The organism is Stenotrophomonas sp. GQ19 (genome assembly GCF_059758695.1).
On record NZ_JCAXES010000010.1, the window covers coordinates 25,631 to 43,855 of the forward strand.

Sequence of the window (18,225 nt, forward strand, 5' to 3'; positions counted from 1 at the left end):
ACAACAGGGGTAGAGCCGACCGTTGGTCGGCTGCTCCCACCGACCGTTGGTCGGCTACCCCCACGTCACTGCAACGGCAGCCGACCAACGGTCGGCTCTACCGCATCGCTCACGCATCCACACCAATGGGGCAACTCACCCCCGTACCCCCGATGCCGCAGTACCCGTTCGGGTTCTTGGCCAGGTACTGCTGGTGATAGTCCTCGGCGTAGAAGTACGTCGGCGCCGGGAACACGATCTCGGTGGTGATCGCGCCCAGGCCGGCATCCTCCAGACGCTGCTGGTACGCGTCGCGGCTGGCGAGGGCCGCATCGAACTGGGCCTGGCTGGTGGCGTGGATGGCCGAGCGGTACTGGGTACCGGTGTCGTTGCCCTGGCGCATGCCCTGGGTGGGGTCATGGTTCTCCCAGAACACCTGCAGCACCTGGCCCAGCGAGATGATGGCCGGGTCGAACACCACCTCCACGATCTCGGTGTGCCCGGTCATGCCGGAACAGACCTCTTCGTAGGTCGGGTTCGGGGTGGAACCGCCGGCATAGCCCACCGACGTGGCGTACACGCCCGGCAGCGTCCAGAACTTGCGCTCGGCGCCCCAGAAACAGCCCATCGCCACGCGGATACGCTGCAGGCCGGCGAAACCGTCCTTGAGCGGGTGGCTGTTGACGTAATGCTGGTTGTGCAGCGGCAGCGGCTGGTCCCGGCCGGGCAGCGCCTCGTCCGGGCGCGGCAGGCGCTGCTTGAACGCACCGATGCCCAACAGGCCCTTGGCAATTCCCAACATGGCGGTCTCCTAGGCCGGCAACAGGCCGGCGCTTTCGTCACCGTCGAATATGGGGTCGTCCGGGGCGCCACCCAAGTCGAGCCCGGCCACGATGCCCTCGGCCTCCGGGCGGGCCAGGTCGGGCACGCACACCCGCAGCACCCCGAACAGCGGCAGCTCGCCCATCCCGCCCAGCAATGACTCGCCGAACACGAACGCGGGGATCCCCGCATCCTCCAGCGCATGCTTGACCAGATGGGCGTCAAACAGGTTGTCGGCCTGGTAGATCACGTGCATGGGCGGGCTCCGGCGGGTATGGCCCCAGCATACCCCCGGGGGCTGAAGGCATGCCGACCCACGCGCTCCCCCTGCCGGAACAGTGTGGGGGAACGCTCGGCATCGCCGGCTGCGCATGGGTAGTGCCGGCCGCTGGCCGGCTCTGCACTGGGTAGTGCCGGCCGCTGGCCGGCTCTGCACCCTGCCAGCAGCACGAGGAGCCGGCCAGCGGCCGGCACTACCGGTTCTTTCCTGGGTCATGAGGAGCCGGCCAGCGGCCGGCACTACCGGTTCTTTCCTGGGTCATGGGGAGCCGGACAGCAAAAGTCGTGCCGACCAACGGTCGGCACCTACCCGTTTAGCCTGTCGCCTTGCGACAGGCTAAACTGTTGGTCTTTCTGCCTTTTAGACTGCGACCGCGCACCATGTCCGAGCCTACTGCCGCCCCCACCGACGCCCTTCCGGAAGCCCACGAAAAGCGGGATTTCATCCGTCAGATCGTCCGTGAGGACCTGGCCGCGGGCAAACATGCCGCGATCAAGACCCGCTTCCCGCCCGAGCCCAACGGCTACCTGCACATCGGCCATGCCAAGTCGATCTGCCTGAACTTCGGCATTGCCGGCGAGTTCGGCGGCGTGTGCAACCTGCGCTTCGACGACACCAACCCGGCCAAGGAAGACCCCGAGTACGTGGCCGCCATCCAGGACGACGTGCGCTGGCTGGGCTTTGAGTGGAACGAGCTGCGCCACGCCTCGGACTACTTCGATGCCTACTACCTGGCCGCCCAGAAGCTGATCCGCGACGGCAAGGCCTACGTGTGCGACCTGTCGGCCGAGGAAGTGCGCGCCTACCGCGGCACCCTGACCGAGCCGGGCCGCCCCTCGCCGTACCGCGAGCGCAGCGTGGACGAGAATCTGGACCTGTTCGCGCGCATGCGCGCCGGCGAGTTCCCGGACGGTGCCCGCACCGTGCGCGCGAAGATGGACATGGCCAGCGGCAACATCAACCTGCGCGACCCGGCGCTGTACCGGATCAAGCACGTCGAGCACCAGAACACCGGCAACGCCTGGCCGATCTACCCGATGTACGACTTCGCGCACGCGTTGGGTGACGCGCTTGAAGGCATCACCCATTCGTTGTGCACGCTGGAATTCGAAGACCACCGCCCGCTGTACGACTGGTGCGTGGACAACGTCGACTTCGCCCACGACGATGCGCTGACCGCACCGCTGGTCGAGCGCGGCCTGCCGCGTGAGGCGGCCAAGCCGCGTCAGATCGAGTTCTCGCGGTTGAACATCAACTACACGGTGATGAGCAAGCGCAAACTGATGGCGCTGGTCACCGAACAGCTGGTGGACGGCTGGGAAGACCCGCGCATGCCGACCCTGCAGGGCCTGCGCCGCCGCGGCTACACCCCGGCGGCGATGCGCCTGTTCGCCGAGCGCGTGGGCATCAGCAAGCAGAATTCGATGATCGATTTCAGCGTGCTCGAAGGCGCGCTGCGCGAAGACCTGGACAGCGCCGCGCCGCGCCGCATGGCCGTGGTCGACCCGGTCAAGCTGGTGCTGACCAACCTGCCGGAAGGCCACGCCGAAACGCTGACCTTCTCCAACCACCCCAAGGACGAGGCGTTTGGTACCCGCGAGGTGCCGTTCGCGCGCGAACTGTGGATCGAGCGCGAGGACTTCGCCGAGATCCCGCCCAAGGGCTGGAAGCGCCTGGTGCCGGGCGGCGAAGTGCGCCTGCGCGGCGCCGGCATCATCCGTTGCGATGAGGTCATCAAGGACGCCGAGGGCACCATCACCGAGCTGCGTGGCTGGCTGGACCCGGAATCGCGCCCGGGCATGGAAGGCGCCAACCGCAAGGTCAAGGGCACCATCCACTGGGTCAGCGCGGTGCATGCCGTGGCGGCCGAGATCCGTCTGTACGACCGCCTGTTCTCGGTGCCCAACCCGGACGATGAAACCGACGGCAAGACCTACCGCGACTACCTCAACCCCGACTCGCGTCGCACCGTCACCGGCTATGTCGAGCCGGCCGCGGCCAGTGCCACGCCGGAGCAGTCGTTCCAGTTCGAGCGCACCGGCTATTTCGTCGCCGATCGCCGCGACCACACCGCCGCCACGCCGGTGTTCAACCGCAGCGTGACCCTGCGCGACACCTGGTCGGCGTAAGCCTGCAGGCCGGTGCCTGGCACCGGCCACCCTGCTGCGCGGCCCCGCACCGGCGGCGCCGCGTCGCCACTCCCCACGCCAGCGGCGCATCCCCTGCGCCGCGCCGCGTCGCCACTCCCCACGCCAGCGGCGCATCCCCTGCGCCCCCAGCCCCGTGGCCGCGTTCAGCGCGGACACGGCATCCCTACGCGCGGCCCGATACACTGCCGCTGCTCCATATTTGAAGAGGCCCACGCCCCGATGCTGTACGCGCAAGTCCACCTCACCCTGCCCGCCTGGATCCACGACCAGATCGACCTGGCCCGTGTGTATCCCGACGATGCCGCCAAGGTCGCCCTGGCGATCGAGCTGTCGCGCCTGAATGTCGAGGCGGAAACCGGCGGCCCGTTCGGCGCGGTGGTGTTCGGCCCGGACCACCGCGTCATCGCCGCCGGCGTCAACCGCGTGGTGCCGCACAGCACCTCGCTGGCCCATGCCGAGAACATGGCCTACATGCTGGCCCAGCAGCGCCTGCAGACCCCGCGCCTGAACGACGTGCTGAGCCCGATCACCCTGGCCACCTCGTCGCAGCCGTGCTGCCAGTGCTACGGCGCCACCATCTGGGCCGGCATCGACCGACTGCTGATCGGTGCCAGTGCGCAGGACGTGGAAGAACTCACACCGTTCGATGAAGGCCCGCTGCCGGCCGACTGGGTCGGTGAACTCAACAAGCGCGGCATCGAAGTAGTGCGCGACATTGAACGCGACGCCGCGCGCGCCGTGCTGCGCCAGTATGGGGAGATCAACGGTGCGCATTACTGACCGCCGCGCCTCGGGCGCGCTGCGATGAGCGGCCTGCTGTGTCTGTGCCGCCAGGGGTTCGAGCCGGAACTGGCCGGTGAACTGTCCGAGCGCGCCGCCTATGCCGGCATCGCCGGCTATGCGCGTACCCAGCGCAATGACGGCTACGTGCTGTTCGCCACCGACGAAGGCGCCGCGCTGTCCAAGGCGCTGCCGTGGCGGTCGCTGATCTTCGCGCGCCAGAAGCTGGTGGTGCTGGCCGAACTGCGTGAGCTGGACCCCAGCGACCGCATCACCCCGATCATCGCCGCCCTGCAGGGGCAGCAGCGCTTCGGCGACATGTGGGTGGAACATCCCGACTCGGACGAAGGCAAGCCGCTGGCCGGCCTGGCCCGCGCGTTCGGCAATGCGCTGCGTCCGGCGCTGCGCAAGGCCGGCCTGCTCACCGACAAGGCCAACACCGCGCTGCCGCGCGTGCACGTCGTGTTCGTCGATGGCCGCCATGCGTTCGTCTGCGTAAGCGACACCCGCGACAGCGCGCCGTGGGCGCTGGGTATTCCGCGCCTGAAGCTGCTGCCCGATGCCCCGTCGCGGTCGGCGTTGAAGCTGGACGAAGCCCTGCTCACCCTGCTCACCCCGGAAGAACGCGAACAGCTGGTCAAGCCGGGCATGCGCGCGGCCGACCTGGGCGCTGCGCCCGGCGGCTGGACCTGGGTGCTGACCCGCCAGCACGTCAAAGTGATCAGCGTGGACAACGGCCCGCTGCGCGAGCACGTGCTGGAGACCGGGCTGGTGGAACACCTGCGTGCCGACGGCTTCCATTGGCAGCCCGACACGCCGCTGGACTGGATGGTCTGCGACATGGTGGAACAGCCGCGCCGGGTGGCCGAGCGCATGGCCACCTGGTTCCGCGAAGGCTGGTGCAGGCATGCGATCTTCAACCTCAAGCTGCCGATGAAGAAGCGCTGGGACGAAACCCGCCTGTGCCTGGACCTGTTCCAGGAACAGGCCGGCAAGCCGCTGGTGGTGCGGGCCAAGCAGCTGTACCACGACCGTGAGGAAATCACGGTACTGGCCTCGCCGCTGCGCTGATCAACGCGGTACAGCCGGGCATGGCCCGGCTCTCCCTGCCCACGTAACTCACGGAGTCTGCATGCGACCTCGCCCCACCCTGATCCTGCTGCTGTGCCTGCTGCCTTCGCTCGCTTTGGCGCAGGCCTACACGCCGTCGCCGGCGATCAGTGAACCGCTGCGCGAGGTCCCCGCCAGCGTACGTACGCAGTCGCTGTCCGAGGGCCGGGTGACCCATCAGGTGACCTTGGCCGCCCCGGCGGGCGAGGCGGCGGTGACGGTGCGGTCGGTGCAGCCGGTGAGCGTGGTGGGCCAGTACCGGTTCGCGTTCGCGACGCTGGACACCGATGGGGATGGCTTCATCAGCCGCGCCGAAGCACAGGCCAACCCGGCGTTGGCCGATGAATTCGGCGCCCTGGATGTGAAGCGGCGCGGCAAGCTGGACCGTGCCGACCTGTCCGGCTGGCTGACCGACTGAGGCGGGCGCGCCCAGCGCACCACCATCGCCACGTAGCGCCGGGCTCTGCCCGGCTGCGCGTTGCCGACATTGCGATGGCCTGACGCAAGCCGGGCAGAGCCCGGCTCTACGGCCCAACGCACCGCCACCGTCACGTAGAGCCGGGCGCTGCCCGGCTGCGCGGTCTCACACGCCGGCGGCGCGCTTCCAGAACATCGACACCAGCGGCGGCAGCTTGCCGGCGCAGCCCAGTACGCGGCCGCGGGCCAGGGTGAGGTGCAGTTCGTCGTTGGAGAACACGGTGTTGATCGCATCGAAACTGTAGGCGGCCACGGTGTTCTCGCTGCGCCGTTCACGCGCCCAGCGCTGCAGCCGGTGCGGTGACATCCAGTCCTGGCGGCGCTGCTGCGCCTGCAGGACCAGCGTGCGCAGCGCGGCCACGTCGCGCAGGCCCAGGTTGACGCCCTGCCCCGCCAGCGGGTGCACCACGTGCGCCGCATCGCCCAACGCCAGCACGCGCCCGGCCACGTAGCCGGTGGCCAGCTGACGACGCAAGGGGAAGGCCGCCCGCCGCGATGCCAGCGTCATTGCCCCCAGCCGCCCGGCGAAGGCCTGGGTGAGCTCACGCCCGAAGGCGGCCTCGTCCAGCGCAAGCACCCGCTCGGCCTCGGCATCGGGCAGGGTCCAGACAATCGAGCTGCGCTTCCCGGCAATGGGCAGCACCGCCAGCGGCCCGGTCACCAGGAAGCGCTGCCACGCGGTGGCTTCGTTGTCGTTTTCGCTGTCCACGTAGGCGACCACGCCGCGCTGGCCATAGTCCTGGCGGCTGACCTCCAGCCCGGCCAGACGACGCAGGGTGGATTCGGCACCGTCGGCAGCAATGGCCAGCGATGCTTCCAGCCGGCGGCCATCCTCCAACCGCAGGCGCACGCCGTCGGCCTCCTGTTCCAGCGCTTCCACGCGCGCCGGGCAGCACACCTGCACGCCGGCCGCCGGCAGCGCCGCCCACAGGCGGTCCACCAGCAGGTCGTTCTCCACGATCCAGCCCAATTGCTCGCGGCCAAGGTGGTCGGCATCGAAGCGCAGTTCATCGCCGCCGCCGGCGTCCCACACGCGCATGCGCCGGTAGGCACAGGCACGCGCCGCGGTGACGGCCGGCCATACCCCGAGCGCGGCCAGCAGGGCCGCGTTGTCCGGCGCAAACGCATAGACGCGCAGGTCCGGCTGCTGCGGCTGCCACGGCGGCGGCTCGCGGCCTTCCACCAGGGTGACCTGCAGCCCCGTGTCGGCCAGCGCCAGCGCACAGGCCGCGCCCACCACGCCGCCGCCCACCACGATCACATCGCGCGCGCGCCGGCTCATACGCCCGCTCCGCGGCACAGTGCCGGCACTTCGCCCCGGAAGCCCATCGCCCCGCCCACCAGCATCGACTGCATCGGGGTGGCCTGCGCGGCCAGCAGCCCCAGGCTGCGCAGCGGCCGCATCAACGGCGCCGGATTGCTGGTCAGGCGGGCCAGCCCGCCGGAGAAGGCGATGGTCTGCGCGCGGTCTTCGGCGCGGCGCGCCACGTGCGCCTGCAGCAATGCGTCGCTGCCGGGGTCCTGCGCATCGGCCACCAGCTCGGCGAGAGTGAGCGCGTCGCGCAGGCCGAGGTTGAAGCCCTGTGCGCCCAACGGATGAATCGTCTGCGCGGCATTGCCCAGCAGCACCGCGCGCTCGCCCACCAACGCCTGCGCCAGCACCTGGATCAGCGGGTAGGCGCTGCGCGGACCGCTTTCCAGCAACCGCCCGGCGCGCCAGCCGATCGCGTCCTGCAGCCGCTGCAGCCACGCCGCATCGTCCAGCGCGTGGACCGCCTCGGCCTGGTCGCGGGCCACCCCGTGCACGGCGCCAAAGTGGCGATCGCCACGCGGCAACAGCGCGGTGGGGCCGGTGTCGGTGAACCGCTCATAGGCCGTTCCATCGGGCGCACGCGCGCCACGCACCCGCGACACGAACAGGGTCTGCTCGAAATCGTGTTCGTCCACGCCGATGCCCAGCGCCTCGCGCACGCCACTGCGGGTGCCGTCGGCGCCGACCACCAGCCGCGCCAGCAGGCAGCGCTCGCCGCTGTCGTCGGCGATGAATACCTGGCGGTAGCCGTCGACCGTGGCGCCCAGCCGCACGAAGCGCGCCGGGCGGTAGCGGGTAAGGTGCGACAGCGCCTGCAGGCAGGTTTCCAGCGCGGTGCCGAAATCACGCGCCACCACCACCTGGCCGAACCACGGGCGCTGGTACTGCGCGGCGTCCATCTGCACCCGGCCGAAATCGCCGGCGCGGCTGACATGGATGCGGGTGATCGCACCGGGCGCGGTGCCCAGCCGCTGCATCACGCCCAACGCGGTGAGCGCGTTGACCGTGGCGGCGGCGAAGCTGAGGTTGCGCTGGTCGAACACCGTCGGCAGGGTGCCAGCCGGGGTGGCTTCCACCAGCCCGACGTCACGCCCGGCGCGGTCCAGCGCAATGGCCAGGCTGGCACCCACCAGCCCGCCGCCCACGATCACTACGTCATGTCGTTCACTCATGCCGCCATGATAAGCGCTGGGCCGTTCCCGGCGCGTGCGGCGGCCTGCCGCAGCAGGCGCTAGAATGAATGCCTGACCCTTTCCCGTGGCTGCCATGTCCACCACCGCCCAACGCGCCTTCGTCCTGTCCGTGCTCGTACTGCTGATGGCCGCCACCCGGGTCAATCACTTCATGGCGATCCCGGATGCCTCCTGGGCCGTGTTCTTCATCGGCGGGTTCTACCTGAGGAGCTGGACCCGCTGGGCGTTCCCGCTGCTGATGGCGCTGGCCATCGTGATCGACATCCTGGTGATCCGCAGCAGCGGCCAGCAGTACCTGCAGCATTACTGCGTCTCGCCTGGCACCTGGATGCTGCTGCCGGCGTACTTCTCGATGTGGGCCGGCGGCATGCTGCTGCGCCAGGGGTACCACGGCGCGCAGTGGCTCACGCTCGGCAAGGCGGCCCTGCTGCTGGTGGCCGCGGTGGCGGTCTGCCACCTGTTCGCGCAGGGCGGGTTCTACTGGAGTAGCGACATGGTGGCCGAACCGACCGCCGCCGGTTGGCTGAAGAACTACGCCGACTGGTTCGTGCCCTACCTGCGCACTGCCGCGATCTATGTCGGCCTGGCCGCCGCGCTGCAGCTGACTACCGAACAGGTCGGCAAGCTGCTGCAGGCGCGCCACGACGTCCTGCGCTGAGCGGTCGGCACGCATGGGCAACCGGCTTTCACGCATCTATACCCGCACCGGCGATGACGGTAGCACCGGGCTCGGCGACGGCAGCCGGGTGCCCAAGGATGCCCAGCGGGTCAACGCCTACGGCACCGTCGACGAGGCCAACTCGGCGCTGGGCGTGCTGCTGGCGGTCGCCCTGCCCGACGACGTCCGGGCGCTGCTGACCACCGTGCAGCACCAGTTGTTCGACCTGGGCGGGGAGCTCTGCATTCCCGGCCACGCGGCCATCCAGGCGGCCGACATCGACGCCCTGGAGCAGCAGCTCGACCATTACAACGCCGATCTGCCCGCCCTGAAGGACTTCATCCTGCCGGCCGGCGGCGAGGCGGCCGCACGCTGCCACCTGGCCCGCACCATCGTGCGCCGGGCCGAGCGCGAAACGGTGACCCTGGCGCGGCTGGAGCCGGTGCGCGCCGAAGCCATCGGCTACCTCAACCGCCTGTCCGACCTGCTGTTCGTGCTGGCCCGGGTGCTGGCCCGCGCCGACGGGCACGGCGAGGTGGTCTGGCGCCACGAACGCCGCCACGCCTGAGCCCTCCTTCCGCCCCACCGGAACCCCTGCCCGCATGCTGGTCTTTACCCACCCTGCCTGTCTGCAACACGATCCCGGCCGCGGCCACCCCGAATCCCCGCAACGCCTGCAGGTGGTGCTCGATGCCCTGCTCGCCGCCTTCCCCGACCAGCTGGACTGGCGCCAGGCGCCGCCGGCCAAGCTGGGCGAGCTGGCGCGTGTGCACGACAGCGAGCTGATCGACCTGGTGCTCAAGGCGCAGACCGAGCCGCTGCGCCAGATCGACATGGACACCCTGACCTCGCCCGGCTCGGCCAGCGCGGCCCTGCATGCCGCCGGCGCCGGCGTGGCCGCCGTGGACGCGGTGATGCTGGGCGATGACCCGGTCGCGTTCTGCGCGGTGCGCCCGCCCGGCCACCACGCCACGGCCAGCACCGCGATGGGGTTCTGCCTGCTCAACAACATCGCCGTGGCCGCCGCCTATGCGCGCGACCGCTACGGGCTGGAACGCATCGCCATCGTCGATTTCGACGTGCACCACGGCAACGGCACCCAGGACATCTTCATCGCCGACCCCGGCGTGGCCTACTACAGCACCCACCAGGCCGGGCTGTTTCCCAACTCCGGGCTGCGCCGCGACCGCGGTGCGGGCAACCTGATGAACATCCTGCTGCCGCCGGGCAGCGGCGGGTTCCGCTTCCGCAACACCTGGGCCGATGAAATGCTGCCGGCCATCGACGATTTCCGCCCGCAGCTGCTGCTGATCTCGGCCGGTTTCGATGCGCATCTGCGCGATCCGCAGGCCGACCTGATGCTGGAGACCGACGATTTCGCCTGGATCACCGCCGAGCTGCGCGGGCTGGCCCGGCGTCATGGCGGTGGCCGGGTGGTGTCCATGCTGGAGGGCGGATACGACCTGCAGGCCTTGGCCGAATGCAGCGTGGCCCACGTCGGCCAGCTGCGCTGAGCAGCTGCGCGGGTCGAGCCCGCGCATGAACCTGAACCCTTGGCCGGGCAAGGCCTTCATTGCCCCTATGCAAGGGATGGGGCAAGCTACGATCCGTTTTCCCCCGAATCCGACTCCCGCGTGCGCCGAGCCCTCCGCCTGCTGCCTCTCCCCCTGAGCATCGCCATCTGCCTGCCGGCCATGGCCGACGACAAACCGGTGAACTGGGGCCTGTGCCCGGCCACTGACGTGCTGCCCGTGTTCGACGATGCGCCCAAAGCCGACAAGGCCGCGGCCGCCACGCGCGACCAGCAGGACACCGACATCGAGGGCGACCAGCTGTTTGGCACGTCCACGGTGCCGCAATACCAGGGCAACGTCGCGCTCAAGCGCGGCGACCAGTTCCTGGGTACCGACCACCTGAGCTTCGACACCGAAAGCGGCAACTACATCGCCGAGGGCAACGTCCGCTACCAGGACTCCTCGATCCGGATGGTGGCCAAGCGCGCCGAAGGCAACCAGGAAGCGGACACCCACAAGATCAGCGACATCCAGTACCAGCTGGTGGATCGCCGTGGCAACGGTGGCGCCGAATCGGTGGACCTGCAGGGTGCGGTCGGGCAGATGCACCGCTCCACCTACACCACCTGCGACCCGTCCCAGCCGGTCTGGAAGCTGTCGGCACCGCAGATTGAAGTGGACAACGACGAAGGCTTCGGCACCGCGCGCAACGCCGTGCTGCGGATCGGCAAGGTGCCGGTGCTGTGGGCCCCGTACTTCAAGTTCCCGATCGACGACCGTCGCCAGACCGGCCTGCTGTACCCGCAGCTGGGCCTGTCCGGGCGCAACGGCTTCGATTACGCCCAGCCGATCTACTTCAATCTGGCGCCGAACTACGACGACACCCTGACCCCGCGCTACATGAGCAAGCGCGGCCTGATGCTGGACAACGAGTTCCGCTATCTCTACGACGGGGGCCGCGGCACCCTGCTGACCGCCTACCTGCCCAACGACAAGCTGCGTGACAAGGATCGCGGCCGGGTCGAGTTCGAGGGTTACCACAACCTCAACGCCAACTGGCAGGCGCGCGCCAATATCGCCTGGGTCAGCGACGAGCGGTATACCGAAGACTTCTCCAGCAAGCTGCTGGGTGTGACCGCGTCCAACCTGCAGAGCCAGGTGGGCATCTACGGCACCGGTGAGAACTGGACCGGCGGCCTGATGGCCGATTACTGGCAGCTCACCGACTACACCCTGACCGAAAGCTCGCTGCCGTATGCGCGCCAGCCGCGCGCGTTCTTCAACTGGGACAAGCCGCTGTTGCCGTGGCTGGAAACCGGCGTATACGCGGAAGCGGTGCACTTCACCCACGACGACATCAACGTCAAGTTCGGCCCGGAGCAGGAATACGAGCGTACCGGCCAGGTGGTGCAGCAGTTCAACGGTTCGCGCCTGGACGTGAAGCCTTACGTCTCCCTGCCCTTCAGTGGTCCGTCCTGGTACGTGACGCCGACCATGGCCTGGCGTTACACCGCCTATGACCTGGACCAGGGGCTGGCCAACGATGTGCGCCGCCAGGCGCTGATCGACGCCGGCGTCGATCCGGCCACCGCCACCCCGGACCAGCTGCGTGGCAATACCTCGCCCAGCCGCAGCATGCCGGTGGCCAGCCTGGATGCGGGCATGTTCTTCGACCGCGAGACCACCATCGGCGGCAAGTCGTTCCTGCACACCCTGGAGCCGCGCCTGTTCTACCTGCGCACGCCCTACCGCGACCAGAGCGAGCTGCCGGTCTTCGACACCCGCGACTTCACCTTCAGCTGGGGCCAGCTGTTCCGCGACTCGCGCTATACCGGCGCCGACCGCCAGAACGATGCCAACCAGCTGACGATGGCGCTGAGCACCCGCTTCATCGACCAGACCACCGGGCGCGAGCGCTTCTCCGGCAGCATCGGCCAGATCCTGTACTTCGATGACTCGCGGGTGACCCTGCCGGGCCAGCAGGCCCAGGTCGAGCAGGGCAAGTCGGCGTGGATCGCCGATGCCAATTACGCCGTCAACGACCGCTGGACGCTCGGGGCCACCTACCAGTGGGATCCCAAGTACAAGCGGGAGGACCTGGCCAGCCTGCGGGCGCGGTATCTGATGTCCAACGACGGCGTCGTCAACCTGACCTACCGCTACCGCATCAACGCGGCAGCGCCGATCACCGCGACCAAGGAAGAACGCACGCTGCTTGAACAGGTCGACCTGTCGTTCCTGTACCCGATCAGCCCGCGCTGGAGCCTGGTGGGGCGCTACTACTACTCCCTCGAAGACAAGAAGCCGCTGGAAATCATCGGTGGCGTGCAGTGGGACAGCTGCTGCCTGGCGGTTCGCGCCATCGCCCGCCGCTACGTGCGCAACCGCGAGGGCGAGCTGAACAATTCCTTCCAGATCGAGTTCGTGCTCAAGGGCTTGAGCTCCATCGGCCAGAACACGGACCGCACCTTGCGCCGTGCTATTCTCGGGTACTACCGAGACGACCTCTATCTCGTGCCGCCCAGCAACACCGGGGCCGACCGCGACGACTACGATCCGAATCAGATCCCATGACCAAGACCCTTCCCGTTCTACTCGCTTCCCTGCTGGCGGTATCCACCGTCTCAGCACCGCTGCAGGTGCTGGCCCAGCAGAGCCAGCCGCTGGACCGCATTGCCGCCATCGTCGATGAAGACGTGGTGCTGCAGAGCGAACTGGACCGTGCGATCCAGAACATCAAGGCGCAGTACGCCGGTCGTGAGAACCAGCTGCCGCCGGAAGACGTGCTGAGCCGCCAGGTGCTTGAACGCCTGGTGCTGGTCAAGCTGCAGGTGGCGCGCGCCCAGAGCAGCGGGATCAAGATCGGCGACCAGGAGCTCAACCAGGCCCTGAACGCGATCGCCCAGCAGAACGGTTCCAACCTGGACGCCCTGCGCCAGCGCCTGGCCCATGACGGCATCGATTTCAACGATTTCCGCAACTCGGTCCGCGATGAAATCACCGTGCAGCGCCTGCGCCAGAGCTTCGCGCAGAGCCGCATCAGCGTCAGCGAGGGTGAAGTGGATGCCGCGCTGAAGCAGCAGGCCTCGGTGGGCACCCAGTACCATCTGGCCCACATCCTGATCGGCCTGCCGGAAGGCGCCACCGCCGATCAGATCAGCACCGGCCAGAAGAAGGCCGATGGCGTCAAGGCGCTGCTGGACAAGGGCGAACTGGACTTCAACGCGGCGGCCGTCCGCTATTCGGACAGCCCCAACGCGCTGGAAGGCGGCGACCTGGGCTGGCGTTCGCTGGATGAAATTCCCAACGCATTCGCGCAGATGATGGCGCAGATGAAGGCGGGCGACGTGGTCGGCCCGATCCGCGGCCCGAGCGGCTTCCAGCTGCTCAAGCTGGTGGAAGTGCGCGATGCCAGCGCCGCCGCCAGCGGCCAGACCATCACCGAGTACCATGCCCGCCATATCCTGGTGCGCATCACCGACCAGCAGGACAATGCCGCGGCCAAGGCCAAGATCGAAACGCTGCGTGCCCGCATCGCCGGCGGCGCCGATTTCCAGGCGGTGGCCAAGGAAGCGTCGGAGGACAACAACAGCAAGGGCCAGGGCGGCGATCTGGGCTGGTTCCCGGCCGATGCCTTCGGCCCGGACTTCGGCAAGCAGGTGGCTGGCGTGGAAGACGGCGGCGTGAGCCCGGCCTTCCGCACCGATGCCGGCTGGCACATCGTGCAGCGCGTTGCCACGCGCCAGACCGATGCAACCACCGACAACCAGCGTGCCCAGATCCGCGAGACCATCGGTCGCCGCAAGCTGGAAGAAGAGTACAACCGCTACCTGCAGGAACTGCGTGGCGAAGCCTACGTCAACCTGCGTACGGGCGCGGACGCCACCGGCACCGGCACCACCACGCCGCCGCAGTCCTGAGGTTGCCCCGATGATCCCGCAGCTCGCTCTGGTACCGGGCGAGCCCGCCGGGATCGGTCCGGAACTCTGCATCCGCCTTGCCCAGCAGCCGCGCACCGAGTGCCGGCTGCTGGCCTTCGCCGACCCGGACACCCTGCACGCCGCCGCCGCGGCGCTGTCGCTGCCCCTGCAGCTCCTGCCTGAAGATGCCATCGCCCGCCAGCCGGGCGATCTGCGTGTGCGCGCAGTGCGCAATGCCGTCCCCTCGCGCTTCGGCCACGCCGATCCGGCCAATGCCGGCGCGGTGATCGGCGCGCTGCTGCAGGCCGGCCAGGCCTGCCTGTCCGGTGAACTGGATGGCGTGGTAACTGGCCCGGTGCACAAGGCGGTGATCAACCAGGGCGGCATTGCCTACAGCGGCACCACCGAACTGCTGGCCGACCAGGCCGGCATGGAGGTGGTGATGATGCTGGCCAACAACATCGTGCGCGTGGCCCTGGCCACCACCCACCTGCCGCTGCGCGCGGTGGCCGATGCCCTCACCGCCGATGGGCTGGCGCGCACCCTGCACACCGTGCACGCCGCCCTGCACCGCGACTTCGGCATCGCCGCGCCGCGCATCGCGGTGCTTGGCCTGAACCCGCACGCGGGGGAAGACGGCCACCTGGGGCGTGAAGAGCTGGACCTGATCATCCCCCTGCTGCAGCGCCTGCGCGACCAGGGCATGGACCTGATCGGGCCGCTGCCCGCCGACACCGCGTTCCTGCCGGCCAAGCTGGCCGGGTTCGATGCGGTGCTGGCGATGTACCACGACCAGGGCCTGCCGGTGCTCAAGTACAGCGGCTTTGAACAGGCCGTCAACATCACCCTGGGCCTGCCCTATCCGCGGGTGGCCGTTGACCACGGCACCGCGCTGGACATGGCCGGCCGGGGCATCGCCGACCCTTCCAGCCTCCTCGCTGCCACCGCGCTGTGTGCCCGGCTGGCGCGGCAACGTAAGATGGTGCCATGACTTCCTCGTATTCTTCCTCGGCCGGCGGGTTCACCGCGCCGCCCAAAAAGCAGCTTGGCCAGCACTTCCTGGCCGATCGCAGCTACATCGACAAGATCGTGCTGGCGGTCAACCCGAAGGACGACGACCGCCTGGTCGAGATCGGCCCGGGCCAGGGTGCCATCACCCTGCCGCTGCTGCGCCGCCATCCGCGCCTGACCGTGATCGAGTTCGATCGCGACCTGATCGCGCCCTTGACCGCCGCCGCTGAACCGCTGGGCGAGCTGACCATCGTGCACCGCGACGTGCTGCTGGTGAACTTCACCGAGCTCGCCGGCGACGGCCAGATCCGGCTGGTGGGCAACCTGCCCTACAACATCTCCTCGCCGATCCTGTTCCACGCCATGGAGCATGCGGCGGTGATCCGCGACATGCACTTCATGCTGCAGAAGGAAGTGGTGGACCGCATGGCGGCCGGCCCCGGCAGCAAGGTCTACGGCCGCCTGAGCGTGATGCTGCAGGCGTGGTGCAAGGTGACGGCGCTGTTCGTGGTGCCGCCCGGTGCCTTCCGGCCGCCGCCGAAGGTGGACTCGGCCGTGGTGCGGCTGGTGCCGCGTGATCCGGACACCGTCGGCATCATTGACCGCAAGCGCTTCGCCGATGTGGTCCGGGCCGCCTTCGGGCAGCGCCGCAAGACCCTGCGCAACGCCCTGAACGGGGTGGTCACGCCCGAGCAGTTCGAGGCCGCGGGCGTACGCAGCGATGCCCGTGCCGAGCAGCTGGAAGTGGCGCAGTTCATCGCCTTGGCCAACGTTCCGCAGGTGGCGGCCGACGACGCGCCGCAGGGATGATCGCCCCGCCCTGCGCCGCTCACCGGGCGCAGGCACGTAAAACCGCTTGAATTCCCTGAAGGAGCGCGCCATCCCATGGCGCGCTCACCTCAAACTGCACGACATTCTCTAAACTGCCTGCATGAACGACGCTGCACACTATGCGATCTCGGTCGAGGTCGCTCCGCGCTTCCTCGACGACCAGTCCACGCCGGAGGACGGGCGCTACGCGTTCGCCTATACGATCCGCATCCACAACCACGGCCGCGTGGCCGCCCGCCTGGTGGCGCGCCACTGGCGCATCACCGATGCCAACGGCCGCATCGAACACGTGGATGGCGACGGGGTGATCGGCGAGCAGCCGCGGCTGCGCCCGGGTGAAGACTTCCGTTACACCTCCGGTGTCATGCTGGAAACGGAACACGGCACGATGCAGGGGCATTACGACATGGTGGCCGACGATGGCACCGAGTTCGCCGCCGCCATCGCGCCGTTCGTGTTGACCGTTCCGCGCACACTGCACTGATGGAGGCGCGCGCATGAGTGTATGGGCCATCGGCGACCTGCAGGGCTGCTACGACGTCACCCAACGGTTGCTGGAGAAGATCCGCTTCGACCCGGCGGTGGATACCCTGTGGTTCTGCGGCGACCTGGTCAACCGCGGTGGGCAGTCGCTGGAAACCCTGCGCCTGGTCCATTCGCTGCGCGACAGCAGCGTGGTGGTGCTGGGCAACCATGACCTGAGCCTGCTGGCCGTGGGTGCCCGCACCGAGGAAGAGCAGCGCAAGGTCAACCCGGACCTGCTGCGCATCGTGCAGGCCGACGACCGCGACGTGCTGCTGGACTGGCTGCGCCTGCAGAAGTTGGCGCACGTGGACCGCGAACTGGGCTGGATGATGATCCACGCCGGGCTGGCCCCGAAATGGACCACCCAGCTGGCCGAGAAGCATGCCCGCGAAGTGGAGGTGCAGCTGCACGGCAGCGGCTACCGCAAGCTGTTCCGCAACATGTATGGCGACAAGCCCAGCTGGTCGCCCGGCCTGGCCGGGTACGACCGCTCCCGCGCGATCATCAACCTGTTCACGCGCATGCGCTATTGCACGCCGCGTGGGCGCATCGGGATCGAGGACAAGGGCACCCCGGGCACGCAGGAACAGGGCCTGTACCCGTGGTTTGAAGTGCCCGGGCGCGCCGAGCGTGACCTGAAGATCGTGTGCGGGCACTGGTCGGCCCTGGGCCTGACCATCACCCAGGGCGTGCATGCCATCGATACCGGCGCGGTATGGGGCGGCAAGCTCACCGCGTTGCAGCTGGATACCGACGAGCTGCGCGTGGTGCAGGTTCCGGGCCGCGATGTGCTCCGGCCGGTGTCGCCGCCGCGTCCGCCGGCACGGCGTCCGGCCGGCGATGGCGAGCCGCAGGGCAATGGCCGTCCACCGCGGCAGCCGCAGGGCCAGCGTCGCGAACGCGGCCCGCGCGGCCCGTCGTCGCCGCGCCGCAACCCTGAACCGGCCGGCGACACCGGCGGAAGCACCCCGACCCCGGCATGATCGGCACGGGGCGGCGGCTGCGGGTGGGTCTGGCAGCACTGCTGGCCCTGGCCGGTGTGGCCTGCCAGCGCAGTCCGACGCCGGCCGACGCTGACGCCGGCGCGCCGGTCGCCACGCCCGCCCCCGCCGCAAGGCCACCGACGCTGCCCTCGCCGCCGCTGGTGGCCGCCGCCCGCCGCCAGATCGGGCAGACCGTGCGCTACGACCCCGCCTATGCCGTACTGGGCTATCCCGGTGGCGACGTCCCCCTCGACGGCGGCGTGTGCACCGATGTGATCGTGCGCGCCCTGCGCACCCAGGGCCTGGACCTGCAGCAACGTATCCACGAGGACATGCGCGGTGCGTTCAACGCCTACCCGGCGCTGTGGGGGCTGTCGCGGCCGGACCGCAACATCGACCATCGCCGCGTACCGAACCTGATGCGCTGGTTCGAGCGGCAGGGCTGGCAGCAACCGGCCTCGCGCCAGGCGGCCGACTTTGCCGCCGGCGACATCGTGGCCTGGAAGCTCAACGGCAACGGGCTGCTGCACGTGGGCATCGTCTCCGACCGTCGGCGCAGCGACGGCACCCCGTTGATCCTGCACAACATCGCGCGCGGCACGCAGGAAGAAGACCTGCTGTTCGCCCACACCATCATTGGCCATTACCGGCCGCCCGCCTGAGCGCTGGCCACCGCAAGG

General features: G+C 69.2%; 18 protein-coding genes. 14 read left to right on the forward strand and 4 right to left on the reverse strand.

Going from position 1 to position 18,225, the window contains the following annotated elements; genetic code table 11:
* Positions 1–109: 109 nt before the first annotated feature.
* Together msrA and AC6CHL_RS16970 are read right to left on the reverse strand one after the other, a co-directional pair.
* Complete coding sequence (gene msrA, locus AC6CHL_RS16965; protein WP_038692475.1) at positions 110–760, reverse strand: peptide-methionine (S)-S-oxide reductase MsrA; 651 nt, start codon at positions 758–760, stop codon at positions 110–112.
* 30 nt (positions 761–790) lie between these two features.
* Positions 791–1,057, reverse strand: coding sequence for a putative signal transducing protein (locus tag AC6CHL_RS16970; RefSeq protein WP_038690397.1), 267 nt, complete (start codon positions 1,055–1,057; stop codon positions 791–793).
* 404 nt (positions 1,058–1,461) lie between these two features.
* On the opposite strand from AC6CHL_RS16970, the gene AC6CHL_RS16975 reads away from it, so the two are divergent.
* The 4 genes from AC6CHL_RS16975 (at position 1,462) to AC6CHL_RS16990 (ending at position 5,539) form a co-directional block, all read left to right on the forward strand.
* Positions 1,462–3,210, forward strand: a complete 1,749-nt coding sequence (locus AC6CHL_RS16975) for a glutamine--tRNA ligase/YqeY domain fusion protein (protein ID WP_498295448.1) — start codon at positions 1,462–1,464, stop codon at positions 3,208–3,210.
* A gap of 240 nt (positions 3,211–3,450) precedes the next feature.
* Positions 3,451–4,011, forward strand: a complete 561-nt coding sequence (locus AC6CHL_RS16980) for a nucleoside deaminase (protein WP_038690401.1) — start codon at positions 3,451–3,453, stop codon at positions 4,009–4,011.
* 24 nt (positions 4,012–4,035) lie between these two features.
* Complete coding sequence (gene rlmM / locus AC6CHL_RS16985) at positions 4,036–5,082, forward strand: 23S rRNA (cytidine(2498)-2'-O)-methyltransferase RlmM (protein ID WP_038690403.1); 1,047 nt, start codon at positions 4,036–4,038, stop codon at positions 5,080–5,082.
* Between the two features lie 61 nt (positions 5,083–5,143).
* Complete coding sequence (locus AC6CHL_RS16990) at positions 5,144–5,539, forward strand: EF-hand domain-containing protein (RefSeq protein WP_498295449.1); 396 nt, start codon at positions 5,144–5,146, stop codon at positions 5,537–5,539.
* Positions 5,540–5,704: 165 nt separating this feature from the next.
* Here AC6CHL_RS16990 and AC6CHL_RS16995 read toward each other — a convergent pair whose 3' ends face one another.
* Entirely contained in the window at positions 5,705–6,880 is a 1,176-nt protein-coding gene (locus tag AC6CHL_RS16995) for a UbiH/UbiF family hydroxylase (protein WP_428712051.1), read from the reverse strand.
* Positions 6,877–8,082: a 2-octaprenyl-6-methoxyphenyl hydroxylase gene (ubiH, locus tag AC6CHL_RS17000; protein WP_498295451.1), complete on the reverse strand. Its 1,206-nt coding sequence runs from the start codon at positions 8,080–8,082 to the stop codon at positions 6,877–6,879. The genes AC6CHL_RS16995 and ubiH overlap by 4 nt, the downstream gene beginning before the upstream one ends.
* Positions 8,083–8,176: 94 nt before the next feature.
* On the opposite strand from ubiH, the gene AC6CHL_RS17005 reads away from it, so the two are divergent.
* The 10 genes from AC6CHL_RS17005 (at position 8,177) to AC6CHL_RS17050 (ending at position 18,207) form a co-directional block, all read left to right on the forward strand.
* Positions 8,177–8,761, forward strand: a complete 585-nt coding sequence (locus tag AC6CHL_RS17005) for a hypothetical protein (protein WP_447592013.1) — start codon at positions 8,177–8,179, stop codon at positions 8,759–8,761.
* 13 nt (positions 8,762–8,774) lie between these two features.
* Complete coding sequence (locus AC6CHL_RS17010) at positions 8,775–9,329, forward strand: cob(I)yrinic acid a,c-diamide adenosyltransferase (protein WP_038690413.1); 555 nt, start codon at positions 8,775–8,777, stop codon at positions 9,327–9,329.
* 34 nt (positions 9,330–9,363) lie between these two features.
* Positions 9,364–10,275 carry a histone deacetylase family protein gene (locus AC6CHL_RS17015; RefSeq protein ID WP_038690415.1) on the forward strand — a complete coding sequence of 304 codons (912 nt, stop codon included), beginning with the start codon at positions 9,364–9,366 and terminating at the stop codon, positions 10,273–10,275.
* A 120-nt stretch (positions 10,276–10,395) separates the two neighbouring features.
* On the forward strand, positions 10,396–12,849 hold the full coding sequence (gene lptD / locus AC6CHL_RS17020) for an LPS-assembly protein LptD (RefSeq protein WP_448133057.1): 2,454 nt from the start codon (positions 10,396–10,398) through the stop codon (positions 12,847–12,849).
* Positions 12,846–14,195 carry a peptidylprolyl isomerase gene (locus AC6CHL_RS17025; protein WP_448133056.1) on the forward strand — a complete coding sequence of 450 codons (1,350 nt, stop codon included), beginning with the start codon at positions 12,846–12,848 and terminating at the stop codon, positions 14,193–14,195. The genes lptD and AC6CHL_RS17025 overlap by 4 nt, the downstream gene beginning before the upstream one ends.
* Positions 14,196–14,205: 10 nt before the next feature.
* Positions 14,206–15,186: a 4-hydroxythreonine-4-phosphate dehydrogenase PdxA gene (pdxA, locus tag AC6CHL_RS17030; RefSeq protein ID WP_498295453.1), complete on the forward strand. Its 981-nt coding sequence runs from the start codon at positions 14,206–14,208 to the stop codon at positions 15,184–15,186.
* Positions 15,183–16,016 (forward strand): 16S rRNA (adenine(1518)-N(6)/adenine(1519)-N(6))-dimethyltransferase RsmA, encoded by an 834-nt coding sequence (gene rsmA / locus AC6CHL_RS17035; protein ID WP_498295455.1) that lies wholly within the window; start codon positions 15,183–15,185, stop codon positions 16,014–16,016. Before pdxA ends, rsmA begins: the two co-directional genes overlap by 4 nt.
* A gap of 121 nt (positions 16,017–16,137) precedes the next feature.
* Complete coding sequence (gene apaG, locus AC6CHL_RS17040) at positions 16,138–16,521, forward strand: Co2+/Mg2+ efflux facilitator ApaG/CorD (protein ID WP_038690425.1); 384 nt, start codon at positions 16,138–16,140, stop codon at positions 16,519–16,521.
* Between the two features lie 13 nt (positions 16,522–16,534).
* On the forward strand, positions 16,535–17,545 hold the full coding sequence (locus tag AC6CHL_RS17045; protein WP_498295456.1) for a symmetrical bis(5'-nucleosyl)-tetraphosphatase: 1,011 nt from the start codon (positions 16,535–16,537) through the stop codon (positions 17,543–17,545).
* Complete coding sequence (locus tag AC6CHL_RS17050) at positions 17,542–18,207, forward strand: DUF1287 domain-containing protein (RefSeq protein ID WP_498295458.1); 666 nt, start codon at positions 17,542–17,544, stop codon at positions 18,205–18,207. The genes AC6CHL_RS17045 and AC6CHL_RS17050 overlap by 4 nt, the downstream gene beginning before the upstream one ends.
* Positions 18,208–18,225 lie beyond the last annotated feature (18 nt).